Source organism: Levilactobacillus enshiensis, from assembly GCF_007115095.1.
GTDB lineage: Bacteria > Bacillota > Bacilli > Lactobacillales > Lactobacillaceae > Levilactobacillus > Levilactobacillus enshiensis.
Genome location: NZ_SULH01000013.1, coordinates 14258 through 30348 on the forward strand (window position 1 = coordinate 14258; position 16091 = coordinate 30348).

Sequence of the window (16091 nt, forward strand, 5' to 3'; positions counted from 1 at the left end):
ATGCGGAATAAAGCTTTTAATGGCGATCCTAAATTACGTTACAAGATGTTCAAGGCAGGGAAGACGTGGGTCTTCACTGCGATTGCATCTTTCTCGTTATTGGGTGCCGGAAACTTAACAGCCAAAGCTGATACCACTAGTCAGGCTGATAGTTCTTCTAGCGCAGCGGTCGCCTCAGCTACTAATTCATCGAATACAGTCACATTACAATCAAGTTCGGCGGCAGCTAGTGCCGCTACGGAAAGCAATACAACGTCAGCGACTAACACAGAGACCGAAACGACTACGGCAACGAGCTCTGAAGCCAGTAACAGTGCAGCTTCGGGTGAAAGCGCTTCATCAAATGCTGCTGAATCCTCAAGCGGCGCAACCAGTACGGCGGTAACTAGTGTAGAGGCAACCAGTGCTGAAGCCACGAGTGCCGAAGCAACTAGTGACGCCACTACGGCCGCCAGTTTAGCCGCAGAAAGAATTGCAGCGAGTGCCAATACTGACGTGACCTTGACGACTAACGTCACCAAGGCCGTCACTAAAACAGCTACAACCAAGAAGGCTGTTGCAGCAAATGACGCTGCAGTATCGGCGGCAGATAGTAGTGCGGCCAATGCGGCTTCCTCAGCAGCAGTTGCAGCTTCAACCGCAGCGAGTGCAGCGTCCAGTTACGCAACGTTAGTGCCTACAACGGATACGCAGTCGGCAACGAGTGCGGCCAATAGCGCATATAAAGAAACTTTACAAGCATACGACTATGCGAAACATTACAATAGTTTGGCCAACATGTACCTAGCAGCAACGGACGTTTCTAGCGATGCTCCGGGGATGGCACAATCATACGCAACTGCCAACTCATTGGCGAGTTCCTACGCTGAAGATGCAAAATCCTATGCTGGTGTGACGTCCAGTGCCGCCGATGCAGCACGGATTGCAGCCGCACAGGGCGCTAAGGACATTGTGAGCTCTTACGCTAAGGATGCACACAAGTTAGCTAACTCAGCCGCCGTTGCTGCAGAAGAAGCCTCATCTGCAGCTAGCAGCGCTTACTTGGCAACTCAGTACGCCAAGGATAACTCCGCAGCATTAGCTGCTGCCACAGCAGCTAACTCAGCCTTCTCTTCGGCGAGTTCAGCTGCAACTGAAGCACTTAGTTTGGCTAATCAAGCGGATAAACTTTATGAAACTGCAAGTAGTGCTGCTGTTTCTGGCGACTACGATGCTGCAAGTACGGCTTTAGCTTCAGTAATTCAGGTAGCAACTGTAGATGCAGTGGCAGCGAACCAAGCCGCCAGTGATTTCCGTGATCAGGCGGTCGCTGCTGCCAAGCAAGCCATTGACCTATCTGTCACGGATGCGGTCAGTGAAGCAACTAGTAGTGCTAACAAGGCCAGCAGTGCGGCTAGTGTTGCTGCGAGTGCTGCTGCTGCAGCGAGTGGCTACAACGGGGATCAGTCAGCGCAATATGCAGCTGATGCTTCTAGTTACGCCGCAGTTGCTTCCGAAGCCGCTGCAACAGCAAGTACAGCAGCAGTCAATGCGGCAACGGCAACAACACCTAAAGAAGCACATAACTTTGCTTTAACGGCAGATTCAGCCGCCGTAGTTGCTCGTAGTGCTGCCGCCGAAGCGGTAACGGCAGCTAGTTTGGCCGAACAATTTGATACTAATGTTGACACGCCACACAAGGACAATGAAGGTAACGTTAGTGCGACCTTGAGTGCAGATAAGGCATTGGCTGACTTGGGCGATTCAATTACTTTGACCACTAACCTAGGTATCACTGGGTTGTACAGTCTTAGTGGCAAGGTAACCTACACGTGGTACGTGTCGACCGATGGCAAGAACTGGACTTCTTTAAACGACCCAACCACGTCCAGCAATGAAAAGCCAACGAACAATATTGTGACGCCAAATGCCGGGGGAACTTACTACTACCAAATGGTAGCAACCGGTAAGAAATCAATTCCATTAACAATTGGGTCAACTGTGAACTTTGCCCAGGCAAGTAACATCATTACTGTTGTTGTCACGGATGCGAAAGGGACTTACACGGATCAAGCTAGCACCGCCGCTAGTTTGGCTGCTAGTTATGCGGCTAAGGCAGCATCCAATGCAACGGCAGCTAGTACTGCAGTGACCAATATGGATAAGCTGGTTACCTTTAACGAACAAGAATTGTTAACGGCATCATCTTATGCTACTAAAGGTCGGGAAAACACGGCGGATGCCGCGTCATATGCAGCGGAAGCAAAGACAGCTGCAACGGCGGCTAGCACCGCACAAAGTAATGCTGCGGTAGCTGAAGAAGCCGGTGATTACACTAATGCAAGTTCTTACGCTGCAGTAGCCACGGCGAGTGCCAATGACGCTAATTCTTATGGACTTTTAGCAAGTACCGCCGCATCTACGGCACAAAGTAATGTGAACCAGGCCTTGTTTAAGGCTGCTGGAATAACGGGCGATAAAGACACTGGCGAGTATTTATCTAGTAGTTATGCGCAAGCGGCAGCTGACGCAGCTAGTGCAGCCAATAGTGCGTACAATTTAGCTAATTCGCATGCGCAAGATGCAAATAACGCTTACTTGGCAGCTGGTGGGGACTTTAACACTGGTGCGTCAACGGCGAACTCAATTGCAACTTCAGCCGCCGCCGCAGCTAAATCATATGCGAAAGCAGCAAACACGGCAGCTAGTAATGCCGCCGCTGCGGGTACGTACGATGATGCTGCCGCCGCAGCTGATGCAGCAAATACCAATTTAACCTTTGCTAACTCTGCCGCCGAAGTTGCTGGTAGTGCTGCCGCTGCTGCAACGACGAACATTATCGATGCGCAATCTGCTTACGCTGCTTCCGTTGCCGCTGCAATCGTGCTTCAAGACTCCACAGCGGTCTCTAATGCGGCAGTAGCAGCCTCCACGGCAAATTCTTTAGCGAGTGCTAACAAGGTCAATACGAGCTTAGGATCTTCTTACGTAGCCGAAGCCTTGGAGTACGCACAAGCTGCTCAATTTGCAGCTGCTTCTGGGGACATTGCTGCCTCAGAAGCTAACAGCTACATGGCGCAAGCCTCCTCAGCTGTTGCTGCTGGTGACTTTATCGCCGCCAGTTCCTACGTTTCGTTAAGTAACTCGGCTGCTGCTAGTGGAAATTCTTACGCAACGGCGGCAACCTCAGCAGCTGCCGCAGCAGCAGAATCCGTCTTTGAAGCTGGAAATTATTCAAACAACACGTCGAAGAATCAAGAAAAACCATACGGAAACGCAACGATCGTTTGGGGAATTGCGTTGACTAATGGTTACACGCAACAACCAGCCCCACTGACCTCAACCATGCAGAATAGTACCTTTACGCTGACTGGAACGACTAAGTTAGGGTTGGTCAACATTCCGGCCATTACAACATCAGTAAATTGGTACGTTCAAGTTAACGGCACGTGGATGAAGGTTGAAAAGGCTGTTAGCCAAGGGTATCTGAAATCAGCTTCCGCAAAGAGTAACAACGGATTAGGGATTAAGACGTCAACGTCAAGTACGTTAACGGTTGAAACCAATGATACATTTAAAGGAAACTTACGATTCCAAATGGTTTCTGACTATGGTGTTTTGATTGGGGCAACGATGGGTAGTGACATTGCCGAAGTTAACGTTTACGACAGGGAAGTTGCCGCAACCGGGATTACGATCTCCGGGGACGATTACTTGTTGAACTCGGCACCCGGAACCTATGTGGCAACACCTAATCCAAGCAATGCAACTGGAACGGTTACTTGGAAGAGTAGTAACACCAGTATCGCTACGGTCGATGGTGCTGGGGTGGTAACGCCAGTTTCGGTTAATAGTAAAGGTAAGGTTACTATTACAGCAACTATCACTAATAGTGATGGGTCATCATATTCCGATTCTAAAGAAATTATGATCGGTAATGGATTACTGGATCAAACGGCTAATGCGGGGGATACTGTTTACTTCACGCCACAAACGAGTTCTGGTGTATCTGATAGCACAGTTAGCTACCAATGGTACAAATCAGATTCTGCTTCTGGAGCTGGAAAAGCCATTAGTGGTGCAACCGAAGCTACGTTAAAACTTGAAGATGTGACGTTAGGTGGCGCAGGCTACTACTACCTGGTTATTACTGGAAGTGGTAGTTCAGTAACTCTTGGGAGTGCTTACCTGACTGTTCTGAGTTCACAAGGTGTAGCCGCTTCAGATGCAGCTAGTGCGGCATCATCAGCAGCGGTTGACGCGGGCGTTTATGCAAGTATCGCGAATTCCTATGCTAATGTGGCAGATCAGTATGCTGGCGAGAATTATGTTGAGTCTACTTCGTACGCAGCGCAGGCTGCTGAAGCAGCAAATACAGCAACACAAGCTGCCCAGGCTGCTTCAGATGCAGCTAGTGCGGCGGTTGAAGCGCAGTCAAATGCTGATTCAGCTGAAGCAGCGGGAGACAATGCGGCAGCTTCAAGCTATGCAAACCAGGCCAAAGAAGCAGCCTCTGCAGCGCAAGATGCTAAGGAAAAAGCTTCTAGTGCCGCTGATGATGCGTACTCCTATGCAAGTTTGGCAGTAGAAGCTCATCAGGAAGCAGATAGTGATAGCGACAGTGATTCCGATAGCGACTCCGACAGCGACAGTGGTTCTGATTCTGATAGTGAATCTGATTCGGATAGCGATAGTGATTCCGATTCCGATAGTGACTCAGACTCCGACAGTGACTCGGACAGCGACAGTGACTCGGACTCCGATAGCGATTCAGATTCTGACAGCGACTCAGATTCGGACAGTGACTCCGACTCCGATAGCGATTCCGATTCTGACAGTGACTCAGATTCCGATTCCGATAGTGACTCGGATTCTGACAGTGATTCAGACTCGGACAGTGACTCAGATTCTGACAGTGATTCAGACTCCGATAGCGATTCCGATTCCGATAGTGACTCAGATTCTGACAGTGATTCAGACTCTGACAGTGATTCAGACTCTGACAGCGATTCCGATTCTGACAGTGATTCAGACTCCGATAGTGACTCAGATTCCGATAGCGATTCCGATTCTGACAGTGACTCAGATTCCGATAGCGATTCAGACTCGGACAGTGACTCAGACTCCGATAGTGATTCCGATTCTGACAGTGACTCGGATTCCGATAGCGATTCAGACTCCGACAGCGATTCGGATTCTGACAGCGACTCAGATTCTGACAGTGATTCGGATTCTGACAGTGATTCGGATTCTGACAGTGACTCGGATTCCGATAGTGATTCAGATTCTGACAGCGACTCAGATTCCGACAGTGACTCAGATTCCGACAGCGACTCGGATTCTGACAGTGATTCAGATTCGGACAGTGACTCGGATTCTGACAGTGATTCGGACTCCGATAGTGACTCCGACTCCGACAGTGATTCAGATTCTGACAGCGATTCAGACTCCGACAGTGATTCGGACTCCGACAGTGATTCCGATAGTGACTCCGACTCCGATAGTGACTCAGATTCTGACAGCGACTCGGATTCTGACAGTGATTCCGATTCAGATAGTGACTCAGATTCCGATAGTGATTCCGACTCCGACAGCGACTCAGATAGCGACAGCGATTCCGACAGTGACTCCGACTCCGACAGCGATTCAGACTCCGACAGTGATTCGGATTCTGACAGTGACTCGGATTCCGATAGTGATTCCGATTCTGACAGTGACTCAGACTCCGACAGTGACTCCGACTCCGACAGTGACTCCGACTCGGACAGTGATTCTGACTCGGACAGTGACTCAGACAGCGACAGTGACTCGGACAGCGATAGTGACTCGGACAGCGATAGTGATTCAGATTCTGACAGTGACTCAGACTCAGATAGTGACTCGGATTCTGACAGTGATTCCGACTCGGACAGTGATTCTGACTCCGACAGTGACTCAGATAGCGACAGTGATTCGGATTCAGACAGCGATTCGGATTCCGATAGTGACTCCGACTCCGATAGCGATTCCGATTCAGACAGTGATTCCGATTCAGATAGTGACTCGGATTCTGACAGTGATTCCGACTCCGACAGCGATTCTGACTCCGACAGTGACTCAGATTCTGACAGTGATTCCGATTCCGATAGTGACTCAGATTCAGACAGTGACTCAGACTCTGACAGCGATTCGGATTCCGATAGTGACTCTGATAGCGACAGTGACTCGGATTCTGACAGTGACTCCGACTCAGATAGCGACTCCGACTCTGACAGCGATTCGGATTCCGATAGTGACTCAGATAGCGACAGTGACTCGGATTCAGACAGCGATTCGGATTCCGATAGTGACTCCGACTCCGATAGCGATTCCGATTCCGATTCAGACAGTGATTCCGATTCAGATAGTGACTCGGATTCTGACAGTGACTCTGACTCAGATAGCGACTCCGACTCCGACAGTGACTCCGACTCAGATAGTGACTCAGACTCCGATAGTGACTCGGATTCTGACAGTGACTCAGATTCCGACAGCGACTCGGATTCTGACAGTGATTCCGATTCTGACAGTGACTCGGATTCGGACAGTGATTCGGACTCAGATAGTGACTCAGACTCCGACAGTGACTCAGATTCAGATAGTGATTCCGACTCTGATAGCGATTCAGACTCTGACAGTGATTCCGATTCCGATAGTGACTCAGATTCCGACAGTGATTCGGATTCTGACAGTGACTCCGACTCCGATAGTGATTCCGACTCAGACAGTGACTCGGACAGCGACAGTGACTCTGATTCTGACTCCGACAGTGATTCTGACTCCGACAGTGACTCCGACTCAGATAGTGACTCGGATTCCGATAGTGATTCAGATTCTGACAGTGATTCCGATTCCGATAGTGACTCCGACTCCGACAGTGATTCGGATTCTGACAGCGACTCAGACTCAGATAGTGATTCGGACTCCGACAGTGACTCAGATTCCGACAGCGACTCGGATTCAGACAGTGACTCCGACTCTGACAGCGATTCCGATTCCGATAGTGACTCCGACTCCGATAGCGATTCCGATTCCGATAGTGACTCGGATTCTGACAGCGACTCGGATTCAGACAGTGATTCTGACTCAGATAGTGACTCGGATTCAGACAGTGACTCCGACTCCGACAGTGACTCAGACTCAGATAGTGATTCGGACTCCGACAGTGACTCAGATTCAGACAGCGACTCGGATTCAGACAGTGATTCCGATTCCGATAGTGACTCGGATTCTGACAGTGATTCAGACAGCGACAGTGACTCAGATTCCGATAGCGATTCAGATTCGGACAGCGACTCCGACAGCGATTCTGATTCAGACAGTGATTCAGATTCGGACAGTGACTCGGATTCTGACAGTGACTCAGACTCAGATAGTGACTCAGATTCCGACAGCGACTCGGATTCTGACAGTGATTCAGATTCGGACAGTGACTCGGATTCAGACAGTGATTCGGACTCAGATAGTGACTCCGACTCTGACAGCGATTCCGATTCCGATAGTGATTCTGACTCGGACAGCGACTCCGACTCCGATAGTGATTCAGATTCTGACAGCGACTCAGATTCTGACAGTGACTCGGATTCCGATAGCGATTCCGATTCAGACAGTGATTCAGACTCCGACAGTGATTCAGACTCCGATAGTGACTCAGATTCCGATAGCGATTCCGATTCAGACAGTGATTCAGACTCCGACAGTGATTCAGACTCCGATAGTGATTCAGATTCTGACAGCGACTCCGACTCCGATAGTGATTCAGATTCTGACAGCGACTCCGACTCCGATAGTGATTCAGATTCTGACAGTGACTCCGACTCAGATAGTGATTCTGACTCGGACAGCGACTCCGACTCCGATAGTGGTTCCGATTCCGACAGTGACTCGGATTCCGATAGCGATTCTGACTCGGACAGCGATTCAGATTCTGACAGTGACTCCGACTCAGATAGTGATTCGGACTCCGACTCCGATAGTGATTCCGATTCCGACAGTGACTCGGATTCCGATAGCGATTCTGACTCGGACAGCGATTCAGATTCAGACAGTGACTCCGACTCAGATAGCGACTCCGACTCCGACAGTGACTCCGACTCAGATAGTGATTCGGACTCCGACAGTGACTCGGATTCTGACAGTGACTCCGACTCTGACAGCGATTCAGATTCCGATAGTGACTCGGATTCTGACAGTGATTCAGACAGCGACAGTGACTCAGATTCCGATAGCGATTCCGATTCCGACAGTGATTCGGACTCCGACAGTGACTCAGATTCCGATAGCGATTCCGATTCGGACAGCGACTCAGATAGCGACAGTGATTCGGACTCGGATAGTGACTCAGACTCCGACAGTGACTCGGACAGCGACAGTGATTCCGATTCCGATAGCGATTCCGATTCGGACAGTGACAGTGACTCAGATTCTGATAGCGACTCAGATTCTGACAGCGACTCAGATTCTGACAGCGACTCAGATTCTGACAGTGACTCAGACTCAGATAGCGATTCAGACTCCGACAGCGATTCAGATAGCGACGGTGATTCCGATTCTGACAGCGATTCGGACTCCGACAGTGACTCAGACTCAGATAGCGATTCCGACTCAAATGGTGGATCGGATAGTGATAGTAGTTCCGATGGTAACTCTGACTCGGATAGCGATTCGAATTCCAACGGTAACTCAGATTCCGACAGTGATTCAAATGGCAGTGATGGCAATACTGGTAGTGGCTCAGGGTCAGATGGTTCAACCAGCGGTGGTGCCGGGGATTCTGGTAACACTGGTTCTGGCAGCAATGGTGGATCGGGTTCAAATGGCTCGTCTACTGGCAATGGCACGACTGGTAACGGAAGTGTTGGTAATGCTAATACTGGTAATACTAATACTGGCAATGGGGTAAATAATGTTGGTACCGGAACAAATGGGACGGTCACTAACTTGGCTGCGACATCTGCCGCGAACACTGCACAACCCGTTGATCTTAGAACGGCGAACGTTGCAACAAACGGAAACGTTCAAAGTGATAACGCTACTGATGACAAGAGTAAGAGTGCTGACAAACAAACAGCTACTGAAAAGAGTTCGGCTGATAAAGGAACAACAGCTAAAGGCTCGGATGGTAACTTAATTTCCAACCCAGCGACTAGAAATGATGGTTCAAAGACTCTCTGGGGAGCTATCGTTGCAGCCATTGCGGCAGCAACCGGTGGATCATGGTGGTTCTTAAGTGGTAAACGTAACAAGAAAGATGGCGACTAATGAGCAATTAGTCGGGAAGTAGATCTATTCGAAATGAGTTTCAAGTAATACCGCGGGTCACTACGGGCCGAACCGTAGTGACTCATACGTCATCGACATTGGCGGCTTAGGTTAGAAGTGTTTGGCTAAAAGGAGGGACCCCTATGATTTTAACAACTGTATTTGCTACTAAAACGATGCAGTTCTTTCTACGAATGTCCATCTATGTTGTCCTTGGAATCGTGGTACTCTGCGTACGGGCTTACAATCGGCGGAAGACGCATGACCGGTTGCAGAAGCGGACTGAATATATGATGAAACACACTAAGAAAAATAAGAATGGCAAGTATCCTTGGGAAGAAGGCGAACCGGTAGTTAAACGGGAACGCTGGTAACCTAAAAAAACTGCCGGCCAAGAGTTCAATCTTTGAGCCGACAGTTTTTTTAGTTAGTTAAAATAATGTTAGTATCTTCATAAGTATTCAGTGTATTCGCAACGGCGTAGATTTCAGCGTGCTACTATAAGCATGAGTTAGGGGACTTTGCGACGTTGGGGAACCAGGAGAGACTGACACACAGTGCGTGGGCTTAGACGGTAGGCCCACGTGTCAGGTCACTTAGTTTAATGGTAGATGTATTTTTGGGGGTAACCACTGAAAGAAATTTACTGGGAGTTCGCAAAAAAAGACCTAGCAGTGCGCCAATCCCACTGTTAGGTCTTTTGTAGTTGCTAGAACTCTAAAACGTGCTGGCCGTAAAAGAGATTTAGACCGAGTTTTTCACTCAAAGCAGCGGTTTCCTTGGAGGAAACATTTGCCGGAATTAAGGTCAAACCATCGGCATCAGCTAAGCGTTTAGAAGCCGTCCAATCTGCGATGCGGTCGTTGGTAGCAGTGCCAGCGCTCAAAATGTGTTCAAATCCTTGATCAGCGAGCCAATCAAGTGCCGTTCCACGATCTTGCGGGCGAATGGCATCGAAATCTAGTCCAAAGGTCATCGTCATTCCGCCAGCAGCGGCGATTAATGGACTGAGAGCTTCCTGATCGAGTTGTCGCTGGGCCGTCAGGGCGCCAAAGATAACGCCATCAACACCTAATTGTTGTGCCTCTAACAAGTCAGCCTCCATCATCTTAATTTCAACATCGTTATAGGGCGTGTTTCCGCCGCGCGGTGCAATGATAAGATCTAACGTGACCTGATGCTCATGGGCATAACGAACGGCTTCACCCATGACGCCTTTACTGACAGTAGTCCCACCAACGGCGAGATTGTCAGCTAATGCAATTCGTTTTGCACCGGCTGTAATGGCATTAGGTAGTTCTGAATAATTTTCTAGTAACGGTTCGACTAATAGCAAAATCGTCATCCTTTCTCTAGTCGGTCGCAGCAAAGCGGCAAACAGTATGGTACAATATACGCACTATTTACTGGGAGGGACCTCATTGAAGACAGACTCTAAGCAGCATCGATCGTGGTTTTGGAACTGGGTGGTCAATAACCGATTAGTTTCTATCCTAACAATCACGCTCCTCATTTTACTCATTCTATTAGTGATAAGTAAAGTCCCGTGGCTCGCAACACCATTTATTTTAGTGGGCCAGATTCTGGGTTTGCCCATTATTCTAGCTGGGGTGGGGTATTATTTGCTTAACCCTTTAGTTGATCGACTAGAACGACACCGGATTCGACGGAGCTGGTCGATTATTGGACTATTCATTATTCTGGCCCTGCTGATTGCCTGGGGAATCATTAGTCTGATTCCAATGGTCCAACGGCAGACGACCACATTGATTACGGAGTGGCCGCAGTACTGGCACCAGATTACGCAGACTAGTATGCAGTGGTTACAAGATGACCGACTAAATGGGGTTCGAGATCAGCTGGATCAATTCAATCAGCAGATTTCCAAGAGTTCTTCAACGGCAATTTCGGGATTAGCAAAGAGTACATTCTCTTCGGTTGGCGGTATTGTGAGTCGGGTTGTCTCAATTGTGGTGGCGGTCGTTACGGCACCGTTTATTTTATTTTATCTGTTACGGGACGGGCACCAATTACCAGACTACCTATCACGGTTATTGCCAGTCAAGCACCGGCAGTCAGCGATTAAGTTGTTGACGGAAATGAATCGTCAGGTTAGTAACTACGTGCGGGGACAATTGATTGTTGCATTTATTGTGGCGGTCTTGTTCTACTTGGGATTTCTGATTGTTGGCCTGCGATTCGCCTTATTATTGGGAATCGTTGCCGGTGTGTTGAATTTAGTGCCGTACCTTGGCTCGTTCTTAGCTATGATTCCGGCAGTCGTGGTTGCCGCATTCATTTCACCGTGGATGTTGGTCAAGGTTCTGATCGTTTTTATCGTTGAACAAACGTTGGAAGGTCGACTGATCTCACCATTGGTCTTAGGAAGTTCGCTTAAAATTCATCCTTTAACGATTATTTTTATTCTGTTGATCTCCGGCAAGGCTTTTGGTGTATTAGGTGTTATTTTGGGGATCCCGGGTTACGCGGTGATTCGAGTCGTCGCAACAGAAATTTTCCGCTGGTATCAGAAGTTTAATGGTGGTTATGAGGAACAAGGAGAAAATATAAATAATGAAGAAAATTGATCAGGCGGCGGCCTTTTTAGCACAACATACGCAACTCTTTCGGTGTCCAGTTTGTCTGAGCCCGTACGCAGAAGTTACGGGGCACAGCCTCGTTTGTCCCAATGGGCATAACGTGGATCTGTCGAAGAAGGGAACCCTGTATTTCATGCAACGAGCCGTGGCAAGTGAATATGACAACGCCATGTTAGCTGCACGACGGCGAATGCTTCAGGCGGGCCTCTTCGCTGGCATTACAGATACGTTTGCTGCCAAGCTTCCGGCAACACCACAGACAATTCTGGATGTGGGTTGTGGGGAGGGTACACCGTTACACGATGTTCTGGCGCAACGCAATGGTCAGGATACCGCTGTGGGCTTTGATCTCTCCAAACCGGGGATTAATTTGGCAACGCAATTGGCTGATGGGGCGTTCTTTTGCGTGGCAGATTTGGCGCAGATGCCGTTTGCTGATCACCAGTTTACGGCAATTCTGGATCTTTTTTCACCCTCGGCGTATAAAGAGTTTAATCGGGTATTGGCACCCGGTGGTCAGCTGTTGAAGGTTATTCCTAACGCGGACTATTTGATTGAATTGCGGCAGGCCATTTTCCCAGCTGGGAGTGCGCACGCAACCTATGATAATGGCAATGTGCTTAGTTTGTTCAAGGAACATTATCCGACAGCCACAGCCGAACGCATTCGCTATCAAGTGCCAGTGACGCCAGAACTTTTCCCGGATCTGATGCTGATGACGCCAATGCATTGGGGTGCTAATGAAGAACGCCTCGCAGAGGTCAAAGCTAACCCATTCCCCGAGATTACAGTGGATGTGACGCTTCTAATTGCTCAACAGCCTTAAGTAAAACGTTTGAAGAATTTGTGAAAAAAGCTTGCAGAGCTAACAGTGGGATGTTATATTAAGCCATGAGAAATCGTTTGACAGTCAACATCAGCATTTAACTGTTGGTGGCTGGCAAGTAGCACTTCACTAGAGTAGATCCTCGCCGTGCCCACACCGAGGACCTGCTTTTTTTTCTGTCTAAAATTTAGTAATGGTGCCAGTTAAGGCGTCACATTCTCCGGACGAGAACCCTTGTCAAAGGCCGGGTGAAATGGCTATAATAATGGAACAGAACGAATGTTTGATAACAGAACGGAGAAGAGAATTTATGACGAATCATATTGCCTTATTTGAACCGCTATTTCCAGCTAACACGGGGAATATTGCCCGGACTTGTGCAGGAACGGATACAATTCTAGACCTCATTAAGCCATTGGGTTTTTCGGTCGATGACGCCCATTTAAAGCGGGCCGGCTTGGACTACTGGGACAAGGTGGATGTTCGCTACCATGAGAACCTGCCAGCCTTTTTGGAATCCATTCCTGATCCAACGCAACTCTACTTGGTCTCAAAATTTGCTGATCAGGATTATACAGAACCGGATTATCGTGTGAACGAGAATGACCACTACTTCTTATTCGGTAAGGAAACGACCGGATTACCTGAACCATTCATGCGCAAGCACGCTGAGAAATGTATTCGGATTCCACAAGATGATACGCACATTCGGGCACTTAACCTGTCTAACAGCGCTGCCATTGTCATCTATGAAGTCTTACGGCAACAACAATTTCCTAAGCTCGAACGGGTTCATCAGTATCCACATGACAAGCTTAAGTAATTAAAATTTGATTCAGGCTTCATCCTGGTAGTGATCAGCAGGCGCACCAGATTTGCCGGCCAGGACACGATGCTGTCTAGTTTTCGTTCTAATCCAGACAGAACCGGCATTTTAAAACGTGCATGTTGCTCGAATTGCCTAACTTGAGGTCAGACTCAAAAATAATAAGTTATTAAGTTATATAGATAAATTTATCATGAAAGGGGGCAGTCGGTTGGCTACCAAGAGAAAAACAACCCGGCGTCCAGCAAAACGGAAACCAACCAAACGCCGCCGAAAGAGTAATCAACCGTTCCCTTATACCAGTAACGTCATTGGCCTTGTTTTGGTTGCCTTGGCTGCACTGGGAATCTTTAATCTAGGATTACTGGGAACGCTCTGTGCCAATCTTGTTCGTTTAGTCATTGGGGATACTTATCAGTTTGGACTCGTCATCGTGGGGGCACTGGGAGTTGCTCTGGCACTAACGGGAACTTGGCCACACATTGCGCGCCATTACTTAGTGGGAAGTGGTCTGGGCTATGCAGGCTGGTTGCTATGGATTACGGCAAATCATTTTGTGGACGTTAATCAGCATAGTCAGTTTTTAGCGACCATTTGGCATTCAGGACTCGCCGATCTTTGGACCGGTGGGTTGACATCGCAGCTAGGAGGCGGGGTCATTGGGGCCCTTGAACTCAGTATTGTAGCGTGGCTGATTGCCTTAATTGGCGCACAAATTGCCGCTTGGCTGATCATGGTTGGTGGGGTGATTGTGTTCTTCCAAATCCCACTCGCCGATATCGAACGGTGGACGTTGACCGCTTGGCGGGCCTTGACGCATGGAGTCCAAGCCAGTGGAGACGCGCTGAAACGGGGTGGTGAGCTCGCTAAAGAAAAGCGCACCCAACGTGATCAACAACGCCCGAAACCGGGCACACCGCTTGATCCGGATGACAAGGAGTTGCCAGAACCGCGAAGCGCTGCCCAGCCGGCCAGTGAAGAACCAAGTTACCATATTACGGTAGCGGCAAATGAAACATCTAAGCCAGCAGCGAGTGCGGCAGCAGAATCAGTAACCGATGAGGCTGATCCGGCCGAATCGTTGGTTAGCACTACACCAGTTGATCCGAATTATCAGTTGCCACAAGCGGATTTGCTGAAACAAGTGCCACCAACTGATCAAACAGCTGAGGTTAATGCAATCGATGCGAATACGAAGATTCTAAAACAGACTCTCGATAGTTTTGGTGTCGATGCAGAAGTTAAAAATGTAAGTTTAGGGCCATCGGTGACCGAATATGAGCTTCACCCGGCAATTGGGGTTAAAGTTTCGCGAATTGTGAACTTGGCGGACGATTTGGCCCTGGCCCTGGCCGCAAAGGGCATCCGAATTCAGGCGCCGATTCCGGGGAAATCTCTGATTGGAATTGAAGTTCCCAATAAGGAAGTTTCAACGGTCTCATTCCGTGATGTGGTTGAGGCGCAGCCAGCACATCCCAACAAGCCGCTAGAGGTCCCTCTGGGGCGTAACGTGACTGGTCAGGTCGTCACGATGGACCTTACGAAGATGCCGCATCTCCTGATTGCTGGGGCAACCGGGAGTGGGAAATCAGTGGCCATTAACGGCATCATTACCAGTATGCTGATGAACGCGCGACCAGATCAGCTGAAATTGATGTTGATTGATCCCAAGAAGGTTGAATTGAGCGTGTATAACGGGATTCCGCATTTGCTCACGCCAGTCGTTTCGGAGCCTAAAAAGGCTGCTCGGGCATTGCATAAGGTCGTTGCTGAAATGGAACGGCGCTATGAATTATTCTCACAATTCGGTCAACGGAAGATTTCTGGTTACAATGCCTTTGTTCAGAAGGCCAACGCTGAGGATGGCCAAGCTCGACCAACGTTGCCATACATCGTGGTCGTTGTTGATGAATTGGCGGATTTGATGATGACGGTCTCCAATGAAGTTGAAGACGCCATTATTCGTTTAGCACAAATGGGTCGGGCGGCAGGTGTACACATGATTTTAGCCACTCAACGTCCCTCCGTGGATGTCATTACCGGACTGATCAAGGCCAACGTGCCATCACGAATTGCCTTTGCCGTCTCGAGTGGGATTGATTCCCGGACGATCTTGGACGCTAACGGCGCAGAAAAGTTGCTGGGACGTGGTGATATGCTTTATCAACCAGTTGATGCGAACTCACCGGTCCGAGTGCAAGGCGCGTTTATTCCTGACGAGGATGTTGCCAACGTGGTCGAGTTCATCAAGCAACAGCAATCAGCTGACTACGATGAGGACATGATGGTTACCGATGAAGAACTTCAGCAAGAGGATGCTAGTGATAGCGATGACGAATTATTCGATGATGCATTGAAGTTCGTGGTCGACCAGCAAAAGGCCAGCACCTCACTTCTACAGCGCCAGTTCCGCATCGGCTACAATCGTGCAGCCCGGATCATGGATGACCTCGAACAACGGGGCTACATTGGTCCCCAGGAAGGAAGTAAGCCTCGTCAAGTCTATAAGCAACCTGACAGTGACGACGGTCAGTCGAATTGAGACTAACGATTTCTTCATTATTCTTGGCTGAATTGTTGG

At 49.0% G+C, this 16091-nt stretch carries 7 protein-coding genes; 6 read left to right on the forward strand and 1 reads right to left on the reverse strand.

Annotated features, from left to right (window positions below; genetic code table 11):
* Positions 1–9258: a KxYKxGKxW signal peptide domain-containing protein gene (locus FAY32_RS12020; RefSeq protein WP_191988191.1), complete on the forward strand. Its 9258-nt coding sequence runs from the start codon at positions 1–3 to the stop codon at positions 9256–9258.
* Positions 9259–9401: 143 nt separating this feature from the next.
* A complete protein-coding gene (locus FAY32_RS12025; protein WP_143463672.1) occupies positions 9402–9632 on the forward strand; it encodes a hypothetical protein in 231 nt (76 codons plus the stop codon).
* A gap of 335 nt (positions 9633–9967) precedes the next feature.
* Here FAY32_RS12025 and FAY32_RS12030 read toward each other — a convergent pair whose 3' ends face one another.
* A complete protein-coding gene (locus FAY32_RS12030; RefSeq protein ID WP_318635490.1) occupies positions 9968–10603 on the reverse strand; it encodes a copper homeostasis protein CutC in 636 nt (211 codons plus the stop codon).
* A gap of 76 nt (positions 10604–10679) precedes the next feature.
* On the opposite strand from FAY32_RS12030, the gene FAY32_RS12035 reads away from it, so the two are divergent.
* The 4 genes from FAY32_RS12035 (at position 10680) to FAY32_RS12050 (ending at position 16052) form a co-directional block, all read left to right on the forward strand.
* Positions 10680–11846: an AI-2E family transporter gene (locus FAY32_RS12035; RefSeq protein ID WP_143463674.1), complete on the forward strand. Its 1167-nt coding sequence runs from the start codon at positions 10680–10682 to the stop codon at positions 11844–11846.
* On the forward strand, positions 11833–12684 hold the full coding sequence (locus FAY32_RS12040) for a methyltransferase domain-containing protein (protein WP_143463675.1): 852 nt from the start codon (positions 11833–11835) through the stop codon (positions 12682–12684). Before FAY32_RS12035 ends, FAY32_RS12040 begins: the two co-directional genes overlap by 14 nt.
* A gap of 310 nt (positions 12685–12994) precedes the next feature.
* Positions 12995–13507, forward strand: coding sequence for a tRNA (cytidine(34)-2'-O)-methyltransferase (locus FAY32_RS12045; RefSeq protein ID WP_143463676.1), 513 nt, complete (start codon positions 12995–12997; stop codon positions 13505–13507).
* Positions 13508–13721: 214 nt separating this feature from the next.
* Positions 13722–16052, forward strand: a complete 2331-nt coding sequence (locus FAY32_RS12050) for a DNA translocase FtsK (protein WP_143463677.1) — start codon at positions 13722–13724, stop codon at positions 16050–16052.
* Positions 16053–16091 lie beyond the last annotated feature (39 nt).

Coding starts and splice junctions, on each gene's coding strand:
- FAY32_RS12040 (WP_143463675.1), top strand. CDS start 11,833: ATGAAGAAAATTGATCAGGCGGCGGCCTTTTTAGCACAACATACGCAA.
- FAY32_RS12025 (WP_143463672.1), top strand. CDS start 9,402: ATGATTTTAACAACTGTATTTGCTACTAAAACGATGCAGTTCTTTCTA.
- FAY32_RS12030 (WP_318635490.1), bottom strand. CDS start 10,603: ATGACGATTTTGCTATTAGTCGAACCGTTACTAGAAAATTATTCAGAA.
- FAY32_RS12020 (WP_191988191.1), top strand. CDS start 1: ATGCGGAATAAAGCTTTTAATGGCGATCCTAAATTACGTTACAAGATG.
- FAY32_RS12045 (WP_143463676.1), top strand. CDS start 12,995: ATGACGAATCATATTGCCTTATTTGAACCGCTATTTCCAGCTAACACG.